This window comes from Nocardia yamanashiensis NBRC 100130 (assembly GCF_001613325.1).
Classification (GTDB): Bacteria; Actinomycetota; Actinomycetes; order Mycobacteriales; family Mycobacteriaceae; genus Nocardia; species Nocardia yamanashiensis.
In genome coordinates this window covers 251810-277445 of record NZ_BDCD01000011.1, presented here as the reverse complement: position 1 = coordinate 277445, position 25636 = coordinate 251810, and the positions used below count along the sequence as shown (strand labels likewise).

Annotated in this window: 21 protein-coding genes; 9 read left to right on the top strand and 12 right to left on the bottom strand. The window is 66.4% G+C overall.

Annotation, left to right across the window (positions count from 1 at the left end):
• Positions 1–38 precede the first annotated feature (38 nt).
• Both NY1_RS11880 and NY1_RS11875 read left to right on the top strand, forming a co-directional pair.
• Complete coding sequence (locus tag NY1_RS11880) at positions 39–1229, top strand: McrB family protein (protein ID WP_067711146.1); 1191 nt, start codon at positions 39–41, stop codon at positions 1227–1229.
• An 11-nt stretch (positions 1230–1240) separates the two neighbouring features.
• Positions 1241–2407 carry an McrC family protein gene (locus tag NY1_RS11875; protein WP_157762163.1) on the top strand — a complete coding sequence of 389 codons (1167 nt, stop codon included), beginning with the start codon at positions 1241–1243 and terminating at the stop codon, positions 2405–2407.
• 27 nt (positions 2408–2434) lie between these two features.
• Here NY1_RS11875 and NY1_RS11870 read toward each other — a convergent pair whose 3' ends face one another.
• From NY1_RS11870 to NY1_RS11855, 4 genes are all read right to left on the bottom strand, one after another.
• A complete protein-coding gene (locus NY1_RS11870) occupies positions 2435–5404 on the bottom strand; it encodes a Z1 domain-containing protein (protein WP_233434292.1) in 2970 nt (989 codons plus the stop codon).
• Positions 5401–6939 carry an ATP-binding protein gene (locus NY1_RS11865; RefSeq protein ID WP_067711142.1) on the bottom strand — a complete coding sequence of 513 codons (1539 nt, stop codon included), beginning with the start codon at positions 6937–6939 and terminating at the stop codon, positions 5401–5403. The genes NY1_RS11870 and NY1_RS11865 overlap by 4 nt, the downstream gene beginning before the upstream one ends.
• Before the next feature lie 120 nt (positions 6940–7059).
• Entirely contained in the window at positions 7060–8004 is a 945-nt protein-coding gene (locus NY1_RS11860) for a lipase family alpha/beta hydrolase (RefSeq protein WP_169815338.1), read from the bottom strand.
• A gap of 105 nt (positions 8005–8109) precedes the next feature.
• Entirely contained in the window at positions 8110–8718 is a 609-nt protein-coding gene (locus NY1_RS11855; protein ID WP_067711140.1) for a TetR/AcrR family transcriptional regulator, read from the bottom strand.
• Between the two features lie 124 nt (positions 8719–8842).
• Here NY1_RS11855 and NY1_RS11850 point away from each other — a divergent pair, with 124 nt between their 5' ends.
• On the top strand, positions 8843–9613 hold the full coding sequence (locus tag NY1_RS11850; RefSeq protein ID WP_067711137.1) for an SDR family NAD(P)-dependent oxidoreductase: 771 nt from the start codon (positions 8843–8845) through the stop codon (positions 9611–9613).
• Here NY1_RS11850 and NY1_RS11845 read toward each other — a convergent pair.
• Complete coding sequence (locus NY1_RS11845) at positions 9607–10353, bottom strand: TetR/AcrR family transcriptional regulator (RefSeq protein ID WP_067711135.1); 747 nt, start codon at positions 10351–10353, stop codon at positions 9607–9609. The two genes, NY1_RS11850 and NY1_RS11845, sit on opposite strands and share 7 nt — an antisense overlap.
• An 81-nt stretch (positions 10354–10434) precedes the next feature.
• Here NY1_RS11845 and NY1_RS11840 point away from each other — a divergent pair, with 81 nt between their 5' ends.
• Positions 10435–11082: a hypothetical protein gene (locus NY1_RS11840; RefSeq protein ID WP_067711133.1), complete on the top strand. Its 648-nt coding sequence runs from the start codon at positions 10435–10437 to the stop codon at positions 11080–11082.
• A gap of 64 nt (positions 11083–11146) precedes the next feature.
• Positions 11147–11437 carry a hypothetical protein gene (locus NY1_RS11835; protein ID WP_067711132.1) on the top strand — a complete coding sequence of 97 codons (291 nt, stop codon included), beginning with the start codon at positions 11147–11149 and terminating at the stop codon, positions 11435–11437.
• A gap of 70 nt (positions 11438–11507) precedes the next feature.
• Here NY1_RS11835 and ilvC read toward each other — a convergent pair whose 3' ends face one another.
• The 3 genes from ilvC to NY1_RS11820 all read right to left on the bottom strand — a co-directional run bounded on the left by ilvC (position 11508) and on the right by NY1_RS11820 (position 15079).
• Positions 11508–12509 (bottom strand): ketol-acid reductoisomerase, encoded by a 1002-nt coding sequence (gene ilvC / locus NY1_RS11830; protein WP_174567179.1) that lies wholly within the window; start codon positions 12507–12509, stop codon positions 11508–11510.
• 111 nt (positions 12510–12620) lie between these two features.
• On the bottom strand, positions 12621–13124 hold the full coding sequence (ilvN, locus tag NY1_RS11825) for an acetolactate synthase small subunit (protein WP_067711128.1): 504 nt from the start codon (positions 13122–13124) through the stop codon (positions 12621–12623).
• Entirely contained in the window at positions 13121–15079 is a 1959-nt protein-coding gene (locus NY1_RS11820) for an acetolactate synthase large subunit (RefSeq protein WP_067711127.1), read from the bottom strand. Before NY1_RS11820 ends, ilvN begins: the two co-directional genes overlap by 4 nt.
• 321 nt (positions 15080–15400) lie before the next feature.
• Between NY1_RS11820 and NY1_RS11815 the strand changes: the two genes are divergently transcribed.
• The 3 genes from NY1_RS11815 (at position 15401) to NY1_RS11805 (ending at position 18162) form a co-directional block, all read left to right on the top strand.
• Positions 15401–15880, top strand: a complete 480-nt coding sequence (locus tag NY1_RS11815) for a PH domain-containing protein (protein ID WP_233434291.1) — start codon at positions 15401–15403, stop codon at positions 15878–15880.
• A 125-nt stretch (positions 15881–16005) separates the two neighbouring features.
• Positions 16006–17847, top strand: coding sequence for a dihydroxy-acid dehydratase (gene ilvD, locus NY1_RS11810; protein ID WP_067711123.1), 1842 nt, complete (start codon positions 16006–16008; stop codon positions 17845–17847).
• A gap of 15 nt (positions 17848–17862) precedes the next feature.
• On the top strand, positions 17863–18162 hold the full coding sequence (locus tag NY1_RS11805; RefSeq protein ID WP_067711121.1) for a hypothetical protein: 300 nt from the start codon (positions 17863–17865) through the stop codon (positions 18160–18162).
• Between the two features lie 121 nt (positions 18163–18283).
• Here NY1_RS11805 and NY1_RS11800 read toward each other — a convergent pair whose 3' ends face one another.
• Positions 18284–19207, bottom strand: a complete 924-nt coding sequence (locus NY1_RS11800) for a DoxX family membrane protein (protein WP_067711119.1) — start codon at positions 19205–19207, stop codon at positions 18284–18286.
• 135 nt (positions 19208–19342) lie between these two features.
• Here NY1_RS11800 and NY1_RS11795 point away from each other — a divergent pair, with 135 nt between their 5' ends.
• Positions 19343–20494, top strand: coding sequence for a PQQ-dependent sugar dehydrogenase (locus tag NY1_RS11795; RefSeq protein ID WP_067711117.1), 1152 nt, complete (start codon positions 19343–19345; stop codon positions 20492–20494).
• A gap of 312 nt (positions 20495–20806) precedes the next feature.
• Here the strand turns inward: NY1_RS11795 and gatB are convergent, their stop codons facing one another.
• Genes gatB through NY1_RS11780 form a run of 3 tightly spaced genes read right to left on the bottom strand, consistent with a single transcriptional unit; the run spans position 20807 to position 25616 of the window.
• Entirely contained in the window at positions 20807–22321 is a 1515-nt protein-coding gene (gatB, locus tag NY1_RS11790; protein WP_067711115.1) for an Asp-tRNA(Asn)/Glu-tRNA(Gln) amidotransferase subunit GatB, read from the bottom strand.
• Between the two features lie 53 nt (positions 22322–22374).
• Entirely contained in the window at positions 22375–24870 is a 2496-nt protein-coding gene (locus NY1_RS11785) for an ABC transporter permease (RefSeq protein WP_067711108.1), read from the bottom strand.
• A complete protein-coding gene (locus NY1_RS11780) occupies positions 24867–25616 on the bottom strand; it encodes an ABC transporter ATP-binding protein (protein ID WP_084534872.1) in 750 nt (249 codons plus the stop codon). Before NY1_RS11780 ends, NY1_RS11785 begins: the two co-directional genes overlap by 4 nt.
• Positions 25617–25636 lie beyond the last annotated feature (20 nt).

Sequence of the window (25636 nt, the reverse complement as noted above, 5' to 3'; positions counted from 1 at the left end):
AGTTCGACCGAGATTCATGGTTAGGGAGGGAGACCAGTATGGCCCGCATTCGCGAGATCGTTCCTAGCACCCAGAACGTGCGTGCACACAAGATGGAAGATGCGGTCACCTGTCAGTACAAGGTCATCGACGCCCCGGACGGCTCGACGTTGGTCCATCTGTCGACCTTCGGATCGGAGCAGCGACAGTCGGCTCCGAAGAGTAGCCAGTCGATGCAACTCGACCGCCAGAATGCCGCCGAGCTGATCGGGATCCTCAGCGAGGCATTCGGATTCGCGTGGCGTCCGCGGCATGCTTTGGCCCAAGCCGAGGAGCCGGCACCCACTCCGACCGCCGACGTCGCGCCGGAATTCATGCCGGCGACCGACGAGCTCGCGACAGAGTTGTACATGCCCAAGGCTTGGCTCCAAGAGTGCATCGATCTGCTTCGCGAACGCCCACAACTGATCTTCTACGGACCCCCGGGAACGGGAAAGACCTACCTGGCCAAAGCGCTCGCCAATCACCTATGCGGCAAAGAGCACGTCAAGATGGTGCAGTTCCACCCGACCTATTCCTACGAGGACTTCTTCGAGGGATTCAGGCCAGTCGAAACCGAGAACGGCCAGATCGCCTACGACATTCATCGCGGCCCGCTGCGCAGGATCGCCGACGACGCACGCAAGGACCCGGAAAACCTATACGCGTTGATCATCGACGAGGTGAACCGCGGAAACCTATCCAAGATCTTCGGCGAGCTCTACTACCTCCTGGAGTATCGCGACGAAAGCATCAATCTGCTCTATTCGGACAAGACCGAGATGTTCACGCTACCCAAGAACGTCTTGATAATCGGGACCATGAACCGGGCGGACCGCTCGGTGGCACTGGTAGACACGGCAATGCGGCGCCGTTTCAGGTTCGTGCATCTGCACCCGTCCAAGGAACCCACGAAGGGGATGCTTCGCGAGTGGCTCAAACGGAACAACGAGCCGCGTGTTGTCGCCGCGATCGTCGAGGAGCTGAACGAGCTCATCCTCGACGAGGACTTCAAGATCGGTCCGTCGTTCTTCATGCGCCCTTACGCCACGTCGCGAAAAGGTATGGACATCGTGTGGTCGACAGAGGTATTGCCGCTGCTCGAGGAGTACCACTTCGGAGACAGCGGGGTCGACGTGCAGGAGACGTACTCGTTGAGCAAGATTCGTGAGCGCGTGGGTGATCCGGTGACCGCCGATGGCGAGGAGTGAGGCGCGGTCTCGTGGAGCTGACAGAGCATGGCGATCCGCGACTGATTGCGCTCACAAATGACCAACTGAATGCGCTGCGCGCGTTGAAATGCGTCGAAATCACCGCGAGGCCGTCCGGCGACTACTCGGTCAAAGCGCTCCGCAAAGTCGGATCGATCAAGGTCGGCTCGTTGCAGCTCACTATTCGCCCCAAGATCACTGAGCTGCAGCGGATCCTGTTCTTCATCGGCTACTCCTCGAATCCGGCGATCTGGCGCGACGAGTTCGTCCGACTGGAGAAGTCGGATGGCCTGTACCCCGCTGTCGCCGAGTCATTCGTCCGGTTGGCGGACAAGGCGATCGAGCGGGGTGTCGGGCGGGGATACCGGGCCACAACCGATTCCATTCCGATGCTGCGCGGGCGAATCCGGTTCCGTGAGCAGCTGACTCGAAATTACGGGCTGCCGCTGCCGATCGCGGTCGAATACGACGACTACACGATGGACACGGTCGACAACCAACTTCTACTGTTGGCGACGCTGCGACTGCTCGCACTGCCTGACATCCGCCCCGAAGTCCGCAGGAGACTGTCGCGGATCAGAGTGACCTTGGATGACGTCACTCTTGTCTCGAAAAGCCATCCACATCCCAAGGTCACGCTCAGCCGGATCAACACGAGATACCACGATGCCTTGCGCTTGGCGCAGGTCATCCTCGACAACAGCTCCTTCGACCAAGGCGTCGGATCTCTCGCCGTATCCGGATTCCTGTTCGATATGTGGAAGGTATACGAGGACTTCGTCACCGGTGCCCTGAGCACGGCGATGCAACAATACGGCGGAAGCGCCCGGCTACAATCGGTTTTTCATCTGGATATCGAGAAATGCGTGAAACTCAAGCCGGATCTCGTCTGGATCGACGCGGGTGGCGAGCCAGTAGCAGTCGTCGACGCGAAGTACAAGTCTCAGAAGTCGAAGACGTTCCCCGAAGCAGACCTGTACCAGATGCTCGCGTACTGCTCTGCCCTCGGTCTCAAGGAAGGGCACTTGATTTATGCGAAAGGGCAGGAGCCGGAACGAACGCACACGATCGTGCGAGCGGATATCACCATTTATTGCCACGCGCTCGACCTAGGCCTGCCGCCGTCCGAGCTGCTGTCGGAAATCGACATGCTTGCCTCTCGGATTCTTCATAGATAGATGACAATCGATTCGCCTGGCGGCGCACTACCCCGCGTCGTCAACCTCGACAATCGCCTGATCCGAGGAGTCGATGGTGGTGAACCGGACGGTGCGGTCATCCAGGCCGCGAGCTGAGGCGGGTGCTACGAACCCGAATCCAACTACCAGTTTTCCGTAGTCCGTGCGGCCGTCGGAGGTCACATCAGCGGCGAATTTCGGTTCAAGGACCGGATAGAGCATCAGAACGCCCCGACGATCTCCGACCAGTGATTCAGTATTCGAGTCGCCAGAATGCGGGAGTGAACCGGATATCCGTAGCGCGATGGTGCGATGAGGTTGGGAGCTGATGGCGCCGAAGAGGGGGTCGCGGCTACGGATTCGTTCGAAACGAGTGAAAGCCCTCCCGCTGGGGCCGAGGACTATTGGCTTCGGAGCGCCTCGAACGGCTTGAGGAGCGAAGACCACCCAGTCGTCGACTTCCCTCTGACCAACGTGACTGATCGAGTTCAAATATTCGAGATGCGGGACGAATTGGCCCGGGGCGTGCCAGCGTAGGCGGGCGAGGATGTCGATCATTTCGTCGGCGGGGATCAGGCAGGTGTGGGCGTGGACTCGGTGGCGGCCGCCTACCTCGCCGAAGAGGTATTCGAAAGTTGTTGGGGTTTCCGATAGCTGGTCGAAGATCGGGGACCAGAGCTGGGTGTTGTAGCGGAGGTCGGACGCGGCCAGAGGATACGCGGAGGGTTCTTGCCAGCGGCCGGGTGAGCGGATTTCGACCAGCTTGGCGTTGTACATCTTGTTGGGGCTGGTCGGCTTCAACGTTGGGAGGTGCTGGGATACCAGTGGGGGGACCTGGGCGGGAGTAACCTGCGGGCGGCCGTCGACCATGACGGCGTATTGCTCGAGCTCGCTGCGGAAGGTTTCCTCGTCCATGCAGACAGCTTCGAATGCCTTGTAGAGGTCGATGCCATGGCGGCCGTGTTCTTCTTCGCGGCCGATGTAGAGCCGGACGAGGTCCTGGTAGCCCTTGCGGAACCCGAACCAGCGGCCCATTTGCATGAGGGCGGAGGCGTTGGCGGAGCGGCGGCGGAAATAGGAGACGGTCAGGCCTTCTACGGTGAATCCGCGGGAGAGCTTCTGGCCGCCGATGAGGATTTTCCAGATGGAGCGGCGGTCGAAGTCGGCGTCATCGTTGAGATCTTTGTCGCCGTTGATGACGAGGATGGGTTTCTGGTCGCCGCTGATGTTCTGGACGGCTACGCCTACCCAGCGTTGCAAAGCTTCGTAGGAAGGTGGGACGGAGAAGTCGGCGGCACGGGCGGTGGAGACCGGCGCTACGTCGGATTCGAAGAGGGTTCGGAGGCGTTCGTGGCCTCTGGCGCTGGAATAGCCTGCACGCCACCATAGTTCGTTGACCCTGCCGCTGAGTTCGCGGTGAACCTCGACCCAGTTGGATTCGTGGATGAGCATGGTGTGGTGGCGGAAGTAGTTGTCGCCCAGGCCGTCTACTTCTTGGCGGTACAGCTTGATGGCGCCGGCGAGGACGAACATGTCGATGGCGCGTTCGAGGGGTTCGGTGTCGTCTTCGTCTTCGACTATGACGTCGCGGACGTGAGCCAGTTCGTTGGAGTTGGCGAAAGTTCGTTCGCCGTCGAGGTCTTCGGTGTCGAGATCGTGGAAGTCGGCGGCGCCCATATAGCCCTCGGGGCGCGGGAGGGAGATGATGAAGTCCTTCGGGAAGATGTCGGCGGTATCACTGGGGTCGATGAAGACGTTCGCGTACGGGGTAGCGGTGTAACCGACGTATTGGGCACGGGGCAGCAGGGCCAGGAGTTCGGAGATCTTCTGGTTGATCGCCGTGCGCTCGGCATCCGGTTTGGGGCGGGAGGTGTTGACCGAGGCTTCGTCGGATTCGTCGTCGACGATCAGGACGGGAATCTCGTCGAGCGGCGTCGGGATCTTCTTGAGGTCTTTGACCAGCTTGGTGAGGACCGTCTTGTTCTTCTTGACCACCATCAGCCGCGCCGCCGACCGATGCAGATTGCGGGCGTCGTACAGCGGAAGGGCGGGTTCCTGCTTCTCGAATTCGAGGGCGACGATGCCCTGCAGGAGCGCTTTGTAGTCGTCGTAACGGGTGGTCAGGCGGACGATGTCGATGCCGCCGAGAGCCGAAGGCATGCTGCCGAATTCGACGAACTTGCGCTGGATCCATTCCGGGTCGTCGTAGTAGTCGGATTCGAATTCACTGGCACCGCGGAGGATGTTCTCGCGGCCGACCAGCTCCTTGTCCAGACGGCGCTGAGTTTGATCGCGGAGCAGATTCAGCGTGCCACCGAGCACGATGATCAGCCGGTAGCCGGCGTCGACGGCCTTGGCGATGACACCGGTGAAGTTCGCGGTCTTACCGGACTGGACGTAGCCGACGACCAAGCCCTTGGACTGGTAGGCGTCGGAGCGAGTCGGATCGGCGAGGCGTTCGACGACGCTCTCCGACGCGATGTCGAGGGCCGCCACCGCATCCTGTGGCCAGCCTTTGCTCGCCAGCAACTCGCTGTATCGCGGCCAGTACCAATCACGGCCCAGCCGGGAATCCGTTGTACGCCAGGGCTTGAACTCCTTGCTGATCACGACCGGTGCGGCAGCCAGCGACACCGGGCAGGCGGCATCGAGCAGTTTGGCGGTTTCGACCTCGATGGCCAAGGCCGCGTAGACGGCGACGCGGCGCTGTTCGGTCCGCGCATCCGTCGTGGTCCATGCGGGCGACTCCGCGAAATCCCACTGGGCCAGCTGCTTTCGCCACATCTCGAACAGCTGATCGCCGGGATCCGCGACGCGCAGGGCTTGCTGGAAATCGGCTTCAGAGGCGTACGGGTCCGCGCCATCGATATCGTCGGCTTGGTACTGCATGGCACGCACCAGGCGCTTGGGCTTGCTGCCCGCCATATCCGCTAGCACCGCGTGGTGCAGGGCCAGGCGGGGTGCGGCGTCCACGGAATGCAAGTGCTGCACGGTCATTCCTCATCCCGATCGCCGAGGCGATCCATCTCGGCGCGGGCGGCAGCCACCAGCACCGACTGCCACAGTTGCAGATTGTCGCGGTCGCGCGGGCCGAAGCGTTCGCGCTGGAAAAGTTCGTGGACGGTCAGGAAGAGCAGGGACTTGATCATCGGGGCGTCGTCGAGACGACCGCGGCGACCGCCCAGTACCGCGGCGCGGTACCGCTGATTGAGGAGAATGCGATGGCCTTCGCGATCCAATTCGAAGAAGGCGTCGTCTTCGAACGGCTGCCAGGCAATCGTGATCGGATCCTCACCCGGCAGCACCGGCAGTTCCTCCGCGATCACCTCGCGAACGCCCGGATCGAAGCCGTCCCCGGGCGCAATGACCGGTTTACGCTCCACCCCAGCGCGTTTGCGCGCCTCACGGTACGCCGCGTCCGCCTCTGACAGGAATTGCGGGAATGCGGTTCCGGTGTCGTCGGTCGCACGTTCGAGCGCCGATACGAACTCCGGCGATACCTCTACGCCGTCCTTCTTGACAGTCAGCCGGAAGACATCGCTGGCCACTGCGGGCAGTTCGACCGCGACACGCGCCAGGGACAGATACGCCTCGGGCTGCCGGAAGTTGTTCCAGCCGCCGGCCTGCACGAGACGGTCGTTGCGATACAGGTAGAAGCCCTGAGTTTCGGACAGCGCACCGATGCCGCGAAATTGCGCCAGCGAAGACTTCGGCGGCCAGATGTGGGCGTGCATCGGCACCGTGCCGACCGAGGGCAGTTCGACCTTGAAGGTGCGCGGATAGGTCGGGTTACCGGTTACCGGATAGGCGAACGGATCCACCGGCAGCACACCGAACTCCATCACCACCTGTCCGGTGCCGATGTCCTCCACCGCGATGGTGATGTTGAAATCACCGCGCGCCAGATACCGGTGCAGTTGCAACCCGAGATGCATACCGAGCTTGCTGATGGTGCGCGCCAAATAGCGTTCGGTCTGCTCGGGCCCGCCATTGCGCGGAAAATCCTTGACCTCGTCCCAGCGAATCACAGTGCCCTGCCACATGATCGGATTGCCGGCATAGCGGTCGATCAGCGACTGCGCGTACACGGGATCGACGATGTCGCACTCGAACCCGTTCTTGGCGTGCTCCATGTCCCAGCGACGCCCCGCGGGCCGGGTACCGCGGGTACGGCTCGTCACGGTCACCGCCCGCGCATGACTCAAAGACGCCGACTTGAGACCGGTGCCGAACATACCCAGCGCCCCGGGCCGATAGTCCCGCCGACCACCGACGGTCATCGCCACGTCGAGCTCTTCCTCGGTCATGCCCGCGCCATCGTCGATGATCAGCAAACTGACCAGCCGGTCCCCATCCCGGAGGAAATGGATGACAACGTCTTTCGCGCCCGCGTCGATGGAGTTGTCGACGAGGTCGGCGACGGCGGCTTCGAAGCCGTAGCCCTGACTGGTCAGGGCTTCCATGTAGCGCGGGTCCGGTGGAAGGTGTTTGCTCCCGACTGTCGGGACATCGAACTTCCACGCATCCGCCATGACCACCCCTGTGTACGAGAATCGGGTGAGAACTTTAGCGAATGATTCGCGGTGTGGAACGGCTTGTTACGCCGGTGACCGGATTGACCGATTCGGTGACCGATTCCCATGCTTTGGCGCTCAGATGTAGGGGGTCGGGCTAGGGGCGCAGGGGATCTCGGAGACGGAGCCGGGGGTGAAGGTGTTGAGCATCAGCGCGGCGACGGTGGGGTCTACCGAGACGCTGTTGTGGCCGGCGAAGTTCACGGGGCAGACGTCCTGGAGGACGATGTTGGTGGCGTTGGGGGCTTCGCGGAGGCCGCTGGTGTAGGGGACTACTTCGGTGTCGGCTCGGGTGGCGAGGTTGGTGTAGTGGACTTCGGGGGCGTAAACGCCTGCGGCTTGGAGGTTTTGGATGAAGGGGGAGATGGGGAGCATGTCTATGCAGCCCTGGCAGAGGGGGCGGAGGGCGGTGAAGACCGAATCCTGGACGCCCAGGCCGTAGGCGGCGTTGACTATGGGGTCGGCGGCGTGGGTGCCGGCCCAGATGGGGACGAGGTTGAAGGTTTGGTCTACGAGTTTGTTGCCGCCGTCGAAGAGGAGGTAGTGGGCGCCTACGAGGGTGCCTTCGGACCAGGTGAGGAGGTCTACTTTTTCGGCGCCGGTCGCGGCCAGGACTTTGTTGACGAAGTCTCGTAATTCGGTGCTGGACTGGGGGATCGGTTCGAGGCCGCCCATGCCGGCTATCGGACCGCCTTGGCCGGGGTAGATGCCGTAGGTGACGGAGAAGACGCAGTAGCCGTTGTTGTGCAGGAGGGGGGACATGGCGGGCCAGCCGGCGCCGTTGCCGGTGATGCCGTGGACCAGGACCACGGGGCGGGGGTGGGCTGCGGTGGGGGTGCAGGACCAGTCGTTGCCGCCGGGTGGGGTGTAGGGAGGTTTGGCGTTGTTGGTGTCGGAGAACCATTGCAGGACTGAGTAGTTGACGGGGAGTTGGGTTGGTTCCGCGGTGGCGGTCGCGCCGGTGAGGAGTAGGGCGGTGAGTGCTGCCAGGGGTGGGGCGAGGCGACTCCAGATACGGCGCAACACAACCTCCGGGTTCGGGTGCGAAACGGGGTAGCCGAGAAGTCGCCGGGCGACCGTTCGACACCTTAGCGCCGGGTAGGGCTCACGGGCGTGGCAAAACGCCGATCAGATTCCGGCGGCGAGGGCGCGGAGGCAGCGGGAGACGAGGGCGGCGGGAAGATCGGCGGGAGGATCGGTGGCGGCCCACTGCTCCAGGGCGATTCGGATGGAGCCGGCGGCTGCGGCAGCGAGCAGGCGCACGCGGATGGGGTCGGCGTCGGGGCCGGCCAAATCGGCTAGGACAGTGCGCAATTCGCGCTCGCCATTCATGTTGATGCGATGCCAGACGTCACGCAGGGCCGGATCGCCGTCCATGGCGCGGAGCAGGCCGCGGGTGATTTCGAGGTCGTCGTCGGCACCGTCGGTGGTCATGGAGGCGACGGCGGCGGATTCCAGTTCGGCGGGGGTGGGGAGACGGCGGGGGCCCGATGCGATCGCGGACAGCCAGCGTTGGGCGCCGGCGGCGAGCATCGGTTCGACGGCGTCTTCCTTGGTGCGGGCGTAGCGGTAGAAGGTGCGCAGGCCGATGCCGGATTCGGCGGCTATCTGTTCGGCGGTGACGGCCGAGGTGCCGTGTTCGGCGAAGAGGCGGGCGGCGGTGCGGGCGATGTCCAGGCGGGTTTCGGCTTTGCGCCGCTCGGCCAGCGTGAGGCGCGGGGTGTGGGTTGCGGGCACTTCGCCTCCTGTGAGCTGCGGTTTCGAAGACGATCCTAGTCGATGGGATGCCACTATGGCACGTTGTGCCATGTAGGCGTAGCGTGTCAGGTAGAGGCTGAAGAACCAGTTAGGAGAGGTCGCAATGGAGCGTTTCACCGATCGCCGGGTACTCATCACCGGTGCGGGTTCGGGAATCGGGCGGGCCACCGTGCATCGCATTCTCAGCGAGGGCGGGCAGGTCGTCGCGGCGGATATCAACGAGGCGGGGCTGGCCGAGACCGCCAAGCAGGCCGCCGAGCAGGGCAATGGCGATCGGCTGAGCACCGTGGCGGTGAACATCGGCGATGAGGAATCGGTGAAAGCCGGTGTGGCGCAGGCGGTTCAGACCCTCGGCGGGCTGGATGCGCTGATCAACGCGGCGGGCATCCTGCGCTCGGCGCACACCCACGAGATGCCCCTGGAAGACTTCAACCGGATCATCACGGTGAACCTGACCGGCACCTTCCTGATGATCCGCGAGGCGCTGCCTGCGCTGCTGGCCTCCGACAAGGGCGTGATCGTCAACTTCACTTCCACCTCGGCGTTCTTCGCGCACCCGTACATGTCGGCGTACGCGGCGTCCAAGGGCGGCATCATGTCCATGACCCATGCGCTGGCGGCCGAGTACTCCAAGCAGGGGCTGCGCGTGGTCGCGGTCGCGCCGGGGTCCATCTCCAGCGATATGACCGACGGCCGCGGCCCGGGTCTGCCCGCCGACGCCGATCTGTCGCTGTTCATGAAGCTCGCGCCCGGCATCGGGCAGGGCTTCGCCTCCCCCGACACCGTGGCAGGTGTGGTCGCCATGCTCGCCTCCGATGACGGCGCGTTCATCACCGGCACCGAGATCCGCATCGACGGCGGCACCCACTACTGAGTGCGTTCCACCTCGGCCGCGACGCCGTCGAGGACCAGGTTCAGGCCGAAGGTGAAATCGCCTTCGGCCGAATCTGGTTGGGGTGGAACAGCATCGAACACATTCGAGGCCAATAGCGCTGCGACGTCGGGGAATCGAGCCGGATCGACCAGGCCGGTCAGGTCGGCGGTGTAGTCGCGCAGCGCCTGGGTTTCGGTGACGGCGGCGGCGTTCCAGCTCTCGGTCAGCTGCCGATGCATGACGTACGCCTGGCGGACATAGCCGCCGACGACGGTGATGACGCCGATCTTGGCGGGCCAGTCCAGCTCCGTCGCGCGCAGGGTGCGCAGGCCCGCGTCCATCCAGGCGATGGCATGGGGACCGCGGGGCGGGCCACTGACCGGCAGCTGAGCCAGCCACGGGTGCCGGTCGAAGACCTCGCGCTGCGCCAGCGCCCAGCCGGTCAGGGCCGGACGCCACGGGCCGGCCGCGAGTTCGGGCGCGGGGCCGAACGCGGCATCGGCCATCAGACCCACCAGCTCATCCTTCGAGCCGATGTGCCGGTAGAGCGACATCGGCGTAACACTCAGCGCCGCAGCAATTTTGGGCAGCGTCGCACCCGAAAGCCCCGCACCGTCGGCCAATTCGACCGCCGTGGCGACCACCAGATCGACGTCCAGTTCCGCGCGGCGGCCCAGCCCCGAGCCGGTCTGCACCCGCCACAGCCGCGCCAGGTCGTCGGGCCGCTTCCGGTCCGCCACAAACCACCTCCGATCAGCGGGAATACCTGACCGGAAACTTTAACATACCCCTTATAGTATAAGTCTTATACTATTGCCGCCATGGACACGCCAACGCTTCGCCGGGTGACCGGAACAGCCGCCGTCATCGGCGCCGCCTGCACCTTCGTCGTACTCCCCCTGTACTTCGTCTACGACGGCCCGCCGCCCGACTGGAACATCCTGACCCGCACGCTGTTCGCACTGATCGGCATGACGATGACGGTCGTCTTCATCACCGGGTTCGGGTACTTGGTGAAACGAGCCGACCCCGAGCTCGACTTCATCGGCGCACTGGTCGCGACCGCCGGAACACTCTGGATGGCAATGGCTTTCGTGGGCGTCGGACTGGAAACCGGGGCCGCCATCCAGTCGGACGTGGACATCGATCCGACCATCGCCGTCAGCGGCACCTACATCTTGTACGGCAGCATCTCCCGGATACTGGAGGCGCTCTTCTGGACCTGCATCGGATTCGCCGTGCTCCGGACCCGGCTGCTCCCCGCCTGGACGGCCCGGATGACCTACGCCCTCGCGGTGATCAACCTGCTGTTCGTGCCGTCGCTGTTCTTCGGGAACACCCCCGCGAACTTCTACGCCGCCAATGGCTGGGGCACCACCGCCACCGTCGGCGGGCTCGCGTATCTGGCCCTGCTGGCCATCGGGATCACCCTGGTGCGCACCTCATCCCGGAGGACTACCGCACCCTGATCTTTCACCGTATTCGTGGCAGCACCATGGTCTTTCACGCCGAGGATCGGGCAGAGTCGCCGGTATGAAAGCTGCGAAATCGACTCCTCGAAAGCTCTTCGTCAAGGCGGCCGCCGCGGGCCTGCTGGTCGCGATTCCGCTTGCGGCGGTGAGCGTTCCGGCAACGGCAGAGGTGCCGCTGACCGAACCGGGCGCCGCCGACATCGCCCGGCCGGGGCATCACGGCGTATGGGACGACGACTACTCGTACGACCGCTGGAACCGCTGGGACAATCGGCGGCACAACAATGATCGCGATCGAGACCGCGACGGGTGGCGGAACGCGGTGCCCCGGGGCGCATTCGGCAGCTCGTGAAACCCACCGGCCCCCGGCACGTGAAAAGGCCCGGCATCCAAAGGATGCCGGGCCTTTTCGCATCAAAACCTTAGGCGGTTTCGGTGATCGGGCGATCGACCCAGCTCATCAGGCCGCGCAGCTTGGCGCCGGTGACCTCGATGGGGTGCTCGGCGTTGGCCTTGCGCAGACCCTCGAGCTCCTTGTTGCCGCCCTCGACGTTGGCGACGAGGCGCTTGACGAAGGTGCCGTCCTGGATGTCCTTCAGGATGTCCTTCATGCGCTCCTTGGTGCCGGCGTCGATGACGCGCGGGCCCGACAGGTAGCCACCGAACTCGGCGGTGTCGGAGACCGAGTAGTTCATGCGGGCGATGCCGCCCTCGTACATCAGGTCGACGATCAGCTTGAGCTCGTGCAGCACCTCGAAGTAGGCCATCTCGGGGGCGTAGCCGGCCTCGACCATGACCTCGAAACCGGTCTTGACCAGTTCCTCGGTGCCGCCGCAGAGCACGGCCTGCTCACCGAAGAGGTCGGTCTCGGTCTCTTCCTTGAAGGTCGTCTTGATGACGCCGGCGCGGGTGCCGCCGATGCCCTTGGCGTAGGACAGCGCGAGGGCCTGGCCGTTGCCGGTCGGGTCCTGGTCCACGGCGATCAGGGCCGGAACGCCCTTGCCGTCGACGAACTGACGACGCACCAGGTGGCCGGGGCCCTTCGGGGCGACCATGGCGACGGTGACGTTGGCCGGAGCCTTGATCAGACCGAAGTGGATGTTGAGGCCGTGGCCGAAGAACAGCGCGTCGCCGTCCTTCAGGTTGGGCTCGATGTCGTTGGTGAAGATCGACGCCTGCGCGGTGTCGGGCGCCAGCACCATGATCACGTCGGCCCAGGCGGCGACCTCGGCGGGGGTGCCGACGGTCAGACCGGCCTCTTCGGCCTTCGGGCGGGACTTCGAACCCTCGGCGAGACCGACACGAACGTCGACGCCGGAGTCGCGCAGGCTCAGCGAGTGGGCGTGGCCCTGGCTGCCGTAGCCGATGACCGCGACCTTCTTGCCCTGGATGATCGACAGGTCAGCGTCGTCGTCGTAGAACATCTCGACTGCCACTTTGGGTTCTCCTTCTGGATTCTGTGTTTAAAGCTTCGGTGGATCCCGGCCAAAAGCATGCCGGGATGACGGGGCCGGGGCCGCCGCGGCGGCCTGTTACTAGCGAGTTGCGGTGATCGACTTCGGTCCACGACCGACGGCGACCACACCGGACTGCACGATCTCACGGATGCCGTAGGGCTCCATCATGCGCAGCAGGGCGTCGAGCTTGGAGCGGGTACCGGTGGCCTCGATGGTCAGCGCATCGGGCGACACGTCGATCACCTTGGCGCGGAACAGGTTCACGGCCTCGATGACCTGGGTGCGGACGCTGGCGTCGGCGCGCACCTTCACCAGGATCAGCTCGCGGGCGACCGAGGATTCGGTGTCCTGCTCGACGATCTTGATGACGTTCACCAGCTTGTTGAGCTGCTTGGTGACCTGCTCGAGCGGCAGATCCTCCACCGTGACCACGATGGTCATGCGCGAGATCTCGGGGATCTCGGTGCCGCCGACGGCCAGGGACTCGATATTGAACCCGCGGCGCGAGAACAGCGATGCCACGCGCGCCAGCACGCCCGGCTTGTCCTCCACCAGCACGGAGAGGGTGTGGGTGGTGCTCATGCCTCGGTCCCCTTCTGGGCGGCGCGCTCGTGGGCGGTCACACTGGCCTGCTCGTGCGACATGGCCTCGTGGATGATGGCCGGCTCGGCGATCGACTCGTCGTCGTCGAACAGCGGGCGGATGCCGCGGGCGGCCATGATCTCGTCGTTGGAGGTGCCGGCGGCGACCATCGGCCACACCTGCGCGTCCTTGCCGACGATGAAGTCGATCACCACGGGACGATCGTTGATGGCCTGCGCCTCGCGGATCGCGGCCTCCACGTCCTCTTCCTTCTCCACGCGAATGCCGTGGCAGCCCAGGGCTTCCGCGAGCTTCACGAAGTCGGGGATGCGCAGGGTGTGGGTGCCCAGGTCGGTGTTGGAGTAGCGCTGCTCGTAGAACAGCGTCTGCCACTGCCGGACCATGCCCAGGTTGCCGTTGTTGATCAGCGCGACCTTGATCGGCACGCCCTCGACGGCACAGGTGGCCAGTTCCTGATTGGTCATCTGGAAGCAGCCGTCACCGTCGATGGCCCAGACCTCGCGGTCCGGCATGCCCATCTTGGCGCCCATGGCGGCCGGCACCGAGTAGCCCATGGTGCCCAGGCCACCGGAGTTCAGCCAGGTGCGCGGCTTCTCGTACTTGATGAACTGCGCGGCCCACATCTGGTGCTGGCCGACGCCGGCGCAGTAGATGGCATCCGGACCGGCCAGCTCGCCCAGCTTCTCGATCACGAATTCCGGCGACAGCGAACCGTCGGACGGGGTCTTCCAGCCCAGCGGGTACTGATCGCGCACGCCCGAGAGGTAGCCCCACCATTCGGTGAGCTCCAGCAGCGGCTGCTTGCCCTGCGCGGCCGGGTCGGCCTTCAGGGTCTCGATCAGCTCGGTGATGACCTCGCGGCAGTCGCCCACGATCGGCACGTCCGCGTGGCGGTTCTTGCCGATCTCGGCCGGGTCGATATCGGCGTGGATGACCTTGGCATTGGGCGCGAAGGAGTCCAGCTGACCGGTGACGCGGTCGTCGAAACGCGCGCCGAGGGTGATCAGCAGGTCCGACTTCTGCAGCGCCGCAACAGCTCCCACGGTGCCGTGCATACCCGGCATACCCATGTTCAGGGTGTGCGTGTCGGGGAACGCGCCGCGCGCCATCAGGGTGGTGACCACCGGGATGCCGGTCAGTTCGGCCAGCTCCAGCAGTTCGGCCGAGGCATCGGCCTTGATGACGCCGCCGCCGACGTAGAGCACGGGCGCCTTGGCGTCCATGATCATGCGGGCGGCCTCGCGCACCTGCTTGCCGTGCGGCTTGGTGACCGGACGGTAGCCGGGCAGCTTCATCTCCGGCGGCCAGGAGAAGGTGGTCTGCGCCTGCAGCACGTCCTTCGGGATGTCGACCAGGACCGCGCCCGGGCGACCGGTGGAGGCCAGGTGGAAGGCCTCGGCGATCATGCGCGGGATGTCGATCGGGTCGGTCACCAGGAAGTTGTGCTTGGTGCACGCCATGGTGATGCCCGAGATATCGGCTTCCTGGAAGGCGTCGGTGCCGATCAGCGAACGGCCGACCTGACCGGTGATGGCCACCAGCGGCACCGAGTCCATCTGGGCGTCGGCGATCGGGGTCACCAGGTTGGTCGCGCCCGGACCGGAGGTGGCCATGCAGACGCCGACCTTGCCGGTTGCCTGGGCGTAGCCGGTCGCGGCGTGACCCGCGCCCTGCTCGTGCCGCACGAGCACGTGGCGGACCTTGACCGAGTCGAAAAGCGGGTCGTAGACCGGAAGAATCGCACCGCCCGGAATACCGAATACCGTGTCGACGCCGAGCTCCTCGAGCGAACGGACGACCGATTGCGCGCCGGTTACCCGCTCGGGCGGGACCTGGCGACGATTCGGGGTCGCGGCCGGAGCCGCGGTCGGCTGAGTAGCCGAAGGCGCGGGCCTGCGGGCCGAGGGCCCGGGCCGGGCGGTAGGTGCGCTCACCGTCTTGGTTCCTTACTGCTTGTCGTTCCAGTCCATGAGACTTGCCTGAACACAAAAAAGCCCCCGACAGCGCAAGGCTGTTCGAGGGTGGCGCGTCGCAGCTGCGAGCTGACGTAATAGACCTACAGTCGTCGGCTCTAGCGCTGGACGCGCCGGCCGATTACGAGCAACTCGAATCGATTCACGCGCTCGACGGTATGTGCGCGTGGGTCGTTCAGTCAAACTTCTGACCAATTGGGTCCCATTATGTGAGACAGTGCGGTTGTTCGGGTCCGTTCACCATGATGCGAGGATATGGGTGTGTCCTCACAGCATCAGTCCGTGCCACCTGCTCGATCGTCCCATACCGCCGCGCCGGAATCGGACGCGGGTCGCGTGATCCGCCTCCCCCGGCTGGCGCACCTGGGGGTGTTTCTGCTGCTCTTCTCGGTGGCCTTCCCGTTCTTCGGGGCCCCGAAGGTGCTGTGGATCCTGTTCGCGATCCCGATCGCCGCGGCGATCTGGGTCGAGCGGGTGCGGACCACCGTGTCCGCGAAGGGCATCGATGTGCGCTCGATGTTCTCCACGCGCCACCTCGATTGGGACCAGGTGCGGGGGCTGCGCATCCCGAAGCGCGGGTTCCTCCAGCTGCACCTGAGCGATGACACGAATGTGACTTTGCCCGCTGTCGGCTACGACCGGCTCGCGGATCTGGTCGCAGCATCCGGCGGGCGAATCCCGGATCCGTTCGCTGAGCCGGAGGACGCGGACGACGAGGACGAAGCGGCCGCGGAGACCAAGCCCGAGGGCGACACACCGTAGTTCGGGGTGCGCGAGGTTGCTACCGGCGGTAATTGCGGGGTGAGCACGGGAGTAACGTGGACTGGCCGCCGAATCACATCGGCGCAGTCGCCAGACAGCCCCCCTGCGACGAAACCCGAGGAATCATGCCACCGCTTCGCTCACGCACCACCACCGCCGGACGCAATGCCGCGGGCGCTCGCGCGCTCTGGCGCGCGACCGGCCTCACCGACTCCGACTTCGGTAAGCCGATTGTCGCCATCGCGAACTCCTACACCCAGTTCGTACCGGGCCACGTGCACCTGAAGGACGTCGGCGAGATCGTGGCCGAGGCGGTTCGCGCCGCCGGTGGCGTGCCGCGCGAGTTCCACACCATCGCCGTGGACGACGGCATCGCCATGGGTCACGGCGGCATGCTGTACTCGCTGCCCTCGCGCGAGATCATCGCCGACTCGGTGGAGTACATGGCGAACGCGCACACCGCCGACGCGCTGGTGTGTATCTCCAACTGCGACAAGATCACTCCCGGCATGCTCAATGCCGCGATGCGCCTGAACATCCCCGCCGTGTTCGTCTCCGGCGGTCCCATGGAAGCCGGTAAGGCCGTGGTGGTCGGCGGCGTGGCGCAGGCTCCGACCGACCTCATCACCGCCATCTCGGCGAGCGCCTCGCCGAACGTGTCCGACGACGGGCTCAGCGAGGTCGAGCGGTCCGCCTGCCCGACCTGCGGTTCCTGCTCGGGCATGTTCACCGCCAACTCGATGAACTGCCTCACCGAGGCGCTCGGGCTGTCGCTGCCGGGCAACGGCTCCACCCTGGCCACCCATGCCGCGCGCCGGGCGCTGTTCGAGAAGGCCGGCCGGGTCATCGTCGATATCGCGAACCGCTGGTACCGCGACGACGACGCCTCGGTGCTGCCGCGGAACGTGGCCAACGTCAAGGCTTTCCACAACGCCATGGCCCTCGATGTGGCGATGGGCGGTTCCACCAATACCGTGCTGCACACCCTGGCCGCCGCGCAGGAGGGCGAGATCGAGTTCGATCTGCAGTCCATCGACGAGATCTCCCGTCGCGTGCCCTGCCTGTCCAAGGTGTCGCCGAACTCCGACTACCACATGGAGGACGTGCACCGGGCCGGCGGCATTCCGGCCATCCTCGGTGAGCTGCGCCGCGCCGGGCTGCTCGAAACCGATGTGACCACCGTGCACACCAAGTCCTTCGACGAATGGCTCGACACCTGGGACATCCGCTCCGGCAAGGCTTCCGAGGAAGCCGTCGAGCTGTTCCACGCCGCGCCCGGCGGGGTGCGCACCACCGTGCCTTTCTCCACCGAGAACCGCTGGTCCTCCCTCGATACCGACCAGGCCGGTGGCTGCATTCGCGATATCGAGCACGCGTACACCGTCGAAGGCGGGCTGTGCGTGCTGCGCGGCAATATCGCCCCGGACGGCGCCATCCTCAAGACCGCGGGCATCGACGAGGACCTGTTCACCTTCGAGGGCCCGGCCGTGGTGGTCGAATCCCAGGAGGAAGCGGTCTCGCTCATCCTCGGCAAGAAGATCCAGCCGGGCGATGTGGTGGTGGTCCGCTACGAGGGTCCCTCCGGTGGCCCGGGCATGCAGGAAATGCTGCACCCCACCGCATTCCTGAAGGGCGCGGGGCTCGGCAAGGTTTGCGCGCTGATCACCGACGGCCGCTTCTCCGGCGGCACGTCGGGCCTGTCCATCGGGCATATCTCGCCCGAGGCGGCCAGCGGCGGCGCCATCGGCCTGATCGAGAACGGCGACCGTATCCGCATCGACGTGCACACCCGCGCGCTCGAATTGCTGGTCCCCGATGCGGTTCTCGCGGAGCGACGCAGCAAAATGGAAGCGTCCGAGCGGCCTTGGCAGCCCGCGCACCGCGAACGGCCCGTTACCACGGCGCTGCGCGCGTACGCCGCGCTGGCGACGTCGGCCGACAAGGGTGCAGTGCGGCGCGTGCCGTAGACAGAGAGCAGGGGAATGACAATCGAATACGTCGGCAAGACGGACACCATGCTTGCCGAATACACCGCCATGCTGGAACGCGGCGATGCCCGCAATGCGCAGGCGAAGGTGCTGCTGGCCGAAGCCGAGGAACTGGCCGCGCAGAGCCGGGAGCTGGATTCCGCCGAAATCATGGCGGAGCCGGGCGAATTGGCGCAGATCGCCTCGCATCGCGCGCTGCTGAACCAGCAGATCGACATGAAATCGAGCGAAGTGATGCGGTTGCATCAGGAGACGTTCGACGAGTGGCAGCGGTTCAACTCCACCGAATGGTGAGAAACGGGTCGCGGGGGTGAACCCCCGCTGACCCCCTTACCGGAGCGTCCGGTACACAGACGAAGCGGCCGGGATGATCATCGGATCATCCCGGCCGCTTGGTATTTCGGGGGGCAGTTCGTCAGTCGAAGGGACCGATGCCCGTCAGCGGGTTGCCGCCGTGCAGATAGATATAGGTGAGGATGGCGGCCGCGACGGCGGCGACCAGCGCTGCCAGCGATCCCAGGAACGGCCGGGTCGCCCAGCCGCGATTGCGATCGAAGGACAGCCGGCCGGGACCGGTCAGGATCAGCACCGTGGCGATGCCCGCCAGAATCGATTCCAGCTCGGTCGAATTCGCCTTGGCCGAATACTGGAACCCGGGCACCATGCCCTGCTTCCACATCCAGGCGTCGAGGATGACCGCCAGCACCGCGCCCGCCGCGAGCGGGGTGGCCAGGCCGAGCACCACCAGGATGCCGCCGCCGAGCTCGCCCGCGATGAGCAGCGGCGCGGAGATGTCGACGTGCTTCCAGCCGCCGTTCTCCATCGCGGTCTTGATGCCGTCCAGGCCCGGCCCATGGAACCAGCCGGTCGCCTTCTGCAGGCCGTGGTAGATGAAGGTGCCGCCGATGACCAAGCGCAGCAACAGGAGTCCGAGATCCAGGGTGCCGCGCCGGTCGTCGCCGCGCCGGAAGCGCGAGGACCCGTCGGCGGGGACCGCGGGCGCGGGCGGGATGCTGGCGAAGGCATAGGTCGGGGCCGCCGGATCGGGCGTGCTGGCCTTGGTGTCGGCCTGGCGCGGGATCGAGTTCTTCAGCTCCGAGTACAGCGGCACCTCGGGATCCAGGCCCAGTTCCTCGTCGGTGCGCGGCACGTCCGCGGACGCCGGGGCCGGCGTGTCCTTGGTCAGGTCGGGGGTGGTGACCTCCTCCTTGACGGAGGACGTGGCGAACACTTCGGTCGGCGAGTCGAAGGGACTGCGGACCGGTTCACCCACCGGCTTGGGCGCGGGCGTGTCGGCGCCCCCCGCACCTGCGGACGGCTCGTTCGGCTTCTCAGTCACGCGGGTCAGAGTATGCGCCCGGAGCGTTATCCACACGACAGTCGGCGGGCGTGTCCATGTCGCGTTTGCGGCTTGTCGGAGGATGGCCGACCCCCGTTCGAGCGGAGGCGGCGGGTTTTCCGTAACGTCTCAACCATGAGTTTGGTTGCCGCGGGCCGGATCGGGGTGGGCGCACGCAGGGTCGTGCTGGGTGTGACGCTCGGCGCGGTACTGCTGTCCGGCTGCGGACGTTTCGACGATCGCGCGTCGAGCCCGTTCACCACCGAGCCGAGCTGGCAGGACGCGGAACCGGAGACCAAGGATTCCAAGGCCCCGCCGACCTCCGCCAAACGCCCGGATCTGCCGTGCGTGGATCCGGATACGGCCGTGGTGATCTCGTGCCTGGACACCACCGGCGGGGTGGTGGTGCTGCCGGACGGCGTCCACGGACTGGTGGCGGAGCGGCTGACCGGTCGCATTCTGAAGGTGGAGGCCACCGACGAAGGGGCGCCGCCGGATCCGATCGAGATCGCCCGGCTGGACGTGGACGGCAGCGGGGACGGCGGGCTGACCGCGCTGGCCTTGTCCCCCAGCTACCCCGAGGACGGGCTGATCTACGCCTACATCACCACCGGCAGCGACAACCGGGTGGTGCGGCTGTCCACCGAGAACGGCGGCGCGCCGAAGCCGGTGCTCACCGGGATTCCGAAGGGCGCCACCGGTAATCGCGGGTCCCTCGACTTCCACACCGGGAGCAAGATGCTGGTGCTCACCGGTGATGCCGGCAATCCGGGAGCGGCCGCCGACAACGGCTCGCTCGCGGGCAAGCTGCTCGGCCTGGACACCGCCCCGGGCGCCGCCCCCGAGGTGATGGCCAGCGGTATCGGCGTCGCGGGCGGGGTGTGCTCGGACCACGTGGACAGCATCTGGGTCACCGACCGCACCGCCACCGAGGATCGATTGCAGCGCATCGCCCCCGACGGGTCGATCACCAAAGCCTGGACCTGGCAGGACCATCCGGGCGTGGCGGGGTGCGCGGCGGCGACCGACGGCGTGGCCATCGCATTGACGAATCAGAAAGCCCTGGCACTGGCCTTGGCGGACAAGAACACCCACGCGGTGACGGCGGCCCCGTCGCTGCTGGCGCAGGACAAGTACGGGCGGCTGGACGGCGCGTCCCCGGCGGGCAACGGCATCGTCTGGGTGTCCACGGTGAACAAGACCGACGGGCAGCCCAATCAGTACGACGATCGCGTGGTGCGGATTTCGGTCAACCCGCAGGGCGGCCAGGGCAACGGGCCGGACTAGCAGCGGCTTTCGGCAAACCCCGGGCGGTGCGCGCCGGACACCCACCGGTACCAACACCGAACAGGGTTAAATGCCCATGTTTACGATCCCTCCGCGCTGTGCCACGGTAGAGCGGCAAACAGTTAGCAACTTGGAGGAAACATGGGCAGCGTCGACTTGGGCTCGGCCGCTTTGAATTTCGCCGACGTGATCACCTCGATCACCGCGAATATCACCTACCTGCTGCAGTCCTGGGGCAGCGCGTAACCGGCACGCTCGGAAAACGCCTGTGGCGCACGGCAACCGCCGTGCGCCACAGTGCTGTTTCGGCCCTTATTCGCTGACGCCGCAGGCGGCCAGCACCAGTTCCCGCACGCGGGCGGCGTCGGCCTGGCCACGGGTGGCCTTCATGACGTCACCGACCACCTTGCCGGCGGCCTGGACCTTGCCGGAGCGGATCTTGTCGGCGATATCCGGGTTGGCGGCCAGGGCCTTCTCGACCTCGGCCTGCAGCGCGGAATCGTCGCTGACCATGCCGAGCCCCTTGGCCTCGACGATCTGTGCCGGTTCGCCCTCGCCCGCCAGCACGAAGTCGACGACCTGCTTGGCCACCTTGTTGTTGATGGTCTTGGCCTCGACCAGCCCCGCCACCTCGGCGACCTGCTTCGGCGTGATGGGCAGGTCCTCGAGCGAGACCTCGCGCTCCTTGGCCTTCTCGGTCAGGTAGGCGACCCACCAGGACCGCGCCGCGTCCACCGAGGCACCGGCGTCGACGGTCGCGATGATCAGGTCCAGCGCGCCCGCGTTCACCAGGTCGCGGAACACCTCGTCGGACAGGCCCCAGTCGGACTGGATGCGGGCCCGGCGCAGCCACGGGTACTCCGGAATGGTGCCGCGCAGTTCCTCCACCCACGCCGCGTCGGGCGCGATGGGCTCGAGGTCCGGCTCCGGGAAGTAGCGGTAGTCCTCGGCGGTCTCCTTGATCCGGCCGGAGGAGGTGGAGCCGTCGGCCTCGTGGAAGTGCCGGGTCTCCTGGATGATCTCGCCGCCCGCGGCCAGCACCGCGCCCTGCCGGCGCATCTCGAAGCGCACCGCGACCTCGACGCTCTTGAGCGAGTTCACGTTCTTGGTCTCGGTGCGGGTGCCGAACACCTTGGCGCCCTTGGGCATCAGCGAGACGTTGGCGTCGCAGCGCAGCGAGCCCTGCTCCATCTTCACGTCGGAGACGTCGAGGGACTTGAGCACCTCGCGCAGCGCGGTCACGTAGGCGCGCGCCACCTCCGGCGCCCGCTCCCCCGCACCCGTGATGGGCTTGGTGACGATCTCGATCAGCGGCACGCCCGCGCGGTTGTAGTCCAGCAGCGAATGCGAGGCGCCGTGGATTCGGCCGGTCGCGCCGCCGACGTGCAGCGACTTACCGGTGTCCTCCTCCATGTGCGCCCGCTCGATATCCACCCGGAAGACCGATCCGTCGTCGAGCACCACGTCCAGGTAACCGTCGGTCGCGATGGGCTCGTCGTACTGGCTGATCTGGTAGTTCTTGGGCTGGTCCGGGTAGAAGTAGTTCTTGCGCGCGAACCGCCCCCACGGGGTGATGGAGCAGTTCAGCGCGAGCCCGATCCGGATGGCCGATTCCACGGCCTTCTCGTTCACCACCGGCAGCGAGCCCGGCAGGCCCAGGCATACCGGGCACACCTGGGTGTTGGGCTCCGCGCCGAACTCGGTCGGGCAGCCGCAGAACATCTTGGTCGCGGTACCCAGCTCGACGTGGACCTCCATACCCAGCACCGGCTCGTACCTGTCGATGACGTCGGAGTAATCCATCAAGTCGGCGGTAGCTGCGCTCATGCGGACCAGTCTAGGTAAACGGGTCCGCATGTCCGAACGCGGTCGGTCCCAGCTCAATCTGCGGCGATGGCCTCCACGATGGGCAGGCGGGCGGCGCGCACCGCGGGCGGGATGGAACCGAGCAAGGCCAGCAGGGTCGCGACGATCGCGTAGACCAGCAGCAGCGGGCTGGGGTGGTAGACGACGTCGATGGAGGTGGCATGGCCGAGGGCGATAGTGGCCAGGTAGTGGACCGCCGAGCCGACGGCCAATCCCAGTGCGGCGCCCATCAATCCGATGCCGGCGGCTTCGGTGAGCACCGAGCGCAGCAGGAACCGGCGGCTGGTGCCGATGGCGCGCAGGACGCCCAGTTCCCGGCGGCGTTCCAGTACCGAGAGCATGAGGGTGTTGAGGAGCGCGACGGTCGCCACCAGCACCACGATCCAGAGGATGGCGGCGCTGATGGAGGTGCCCTGGCGGACGCTGCTGGAGATGGCGTCCACCGCCGCCCGGCCGGTGTCGACGTGGATTCCGGCGGGCACCACGGCGCGGATGGCGGACATCACTTCCTCGTGGTTCGCGCCCGGGGCGAAATCGATGCCGATGATGGTTTCGCCCGCGCGCTGATACCACTGCTGCATGATGCCCAGGTCCATGACCACGATGCCGGCGATGGCCGAGAAGTAGGGCACCACCCGCAAGATGGTGACCCGGTGCGTGCCGGTCGGCGTCGGCAGGTCGATGGCCGAACCGGCTTCGACGTCCAGTGACCGCGCCACATCGCGGGAGATGACCACGCCCTCACCGCGCGCCATGCGCTCCCGGTCGGAGTCGCTGGTGCCCTCCAGGGCCGAGCTGCGGGCGATATTGCCTTCGTAGGCCTGGAGCATGACGCGGCCGCGGCCCAGGGTGGCGAAAGCCATTTGGGCGGAACCGGTCGCGGAGACGCCGGGGATGGCCTGGAGTTTGGCCTTCAGGTCGGCGGGGAGCAGCGGCCCGGTGGGGAACTGTTCCATGGCGGTGGGGCTGACGAAAACGTCTGTCGAGGCGAGGGATTCGAAGGTGTCGGCGGCCGAGCTGACCAGGTTGCGGCTGGAATTGCCCATGGCCACCACGGCGGCGACGCCGATCATGACGGTCATGGCGGTCGCCCAGACCCGCCGGGGCGCGCGTTCGGCGGAGGTGGCGCCGAGCGCGCCGGGTGCGCCGAACCGCCCGGAGACGGCGGCGATGCCGCGCACGATGGGTCCGGTGGCGGCGAAGCAGAGCACCACGCCGCCGCCGATGGACAGCGAGATCGAGCCCAGCGAGACCAGGCCCAGGTCGGAGTAGGCGAGCACGATCGCGAGGGCGACCATCCCCACGCCCACGACCACCGCGACCCAGCGCCACACCGGCGGCACGGTATCGGCCGCGGAGCCGCCGACCGGGGCCAGCGCCTCGATCGGCGCGACCTTGTAGACCTGCCGGGCGGCCAGCGCCGACGCGGCGACCGAGGCCAGCACGCAGGCGGCCACCGCCACCGGGATTGCATAGCCGGGCACCATGTATTCGGTGCGCGCCTCCACCGACTGCACCATGGCGGCGGGCAGGCGGGTGATGGCGGTGCGGCCCATGAACATTCCGATGACCGCGCCGATGAGGCCGCCGATCAGGCCCAGCAGCGCCGCCTCGGCGATCAGGTCGCGCACCATCGGCCCGCGTTTGCCGCCGATGGCGCGCAGCAGCGACAGCGTCGTACGGCGTTGCGCCACCGCCATACTCATGGCGTTGTAGATCAGGAACGCGGAGACGATGAGCGCCGCCGCGGAGGACGCCAGCGTCGAATACCGCACCAGCTGCACCGCGCCGCCCGCCTGCGCCGCCCGCAGATCCGGGTCGGCGACCACGGCGCGGCCCGAAACCACCTTGGTCAGTTCGGATCTCAGCTGACCGACGTCGGCGCCAGGCGCGGCGATGATCTGCACCGAGTCCAGCCGCCCGGCCCGTTCGGTGATCTTCTGCGCCACCGGCAGCAGCGCCATCACGATGTGCCCGCCATTGAGATCACGGGCGGCGGCCGCGTCCAGCACCCCGGCCACGGTGGCGTTCACCGCGCCGATCTGGAACTTCTCACCTTCGGTGCGCCCCATGGCGGAGCCGACCAGCACCCCGTTGGGAACGGTGAGCAGTTTGGCCGCCTGATCGCGCAACGGCCCGTCCAGGTCGGTGCCGAGCTCGGTCATGGTCTGATCCGCGCCGACCAGCAGCGCCCGCTCGTCGTCCGCGCCGATGGACTGGCGCAGCATCGGCACCGCCACCCGCACGCCCGTGACGGACCGGATCTCTTGCAGCAGAGCCTGATCGAACCCGGCGTCGGTGACGCCGGTGATCTCCAGCGCGGCCTTGCCGCCGAGTGAACGGGTGAGCTTGTCGACCGATCCGGTGATGGAGCCGGAGATGCTGAACACCGAAACCAGCAGTCCCGCCGAGACTCCCATCACCATCATGGACATGGCGGTGCGCCCGCGATGCGCGAGCAGGTCACCGATATTGAACAGCCGTAGCCGATCCCATGCCGCGCGGATCATGCGCGCACCGCCCCGTCGCGCTCGGCGACCTCGGCGTCGGTCACGGTATGCGCGGAGCCGTCCGCCTCGTGCACCACCCGCTCGTTGGATCCGATCCGCCCGTCGCGCAGCGTGATCACCCGGTGGCAGTAGCTCACCGCACCCATGTCGTGGGTCACCATGACCACCGAGTTGCCGGCCGCGGTGATCTCGCGCAGCAGTTCGAGAATCGAGGCCCCGGTCTTGGAGTCCAGGTTGCCGGTGGGCTCGTCGGCGAGGATCAGCGGCGGATCCATGATGAGCGCCCGCGCCACCGCGACGCGCTGCATCTGCCCGCCGGACAGTTCGGCCGGCCGGTGCTCGGCCCGGTCGGACAGGCCGACCAGGTCGAGCAGTTCCAGCGCGCGCGGCTTGGCCTTGCGCAATCCGCTGCCGTCCAGCAGCTTCGGAATGGCGACGTTCTCCCAGGCCGAGAGCGTGGGCAGCAGATTGAAGAACTGGAAGACGAAACCCACCTGGTGCCGCCGGAATTCGGACTGCTGGTCGTCGTTCAGGCCGCCGATCTCCTTGTCCCGGAAGCGAATCGACCCGGAGTCCGGGGAATCCAGCGCACCCAGCAGGTGCAGCATCGTGCTCTTGCCGGAACCCGAGGGCCCGATGATGGCGGTGAACTCGCCCGGCTCGATGCGCAGGCTGATCGAGTCCAGGGCGCGCACGGTCTGCTCCCCCACCCGGTATTCCTTGGTGACGTCGGTCAATTCCAGCATGGGCCTCTCCCCTTGTGATG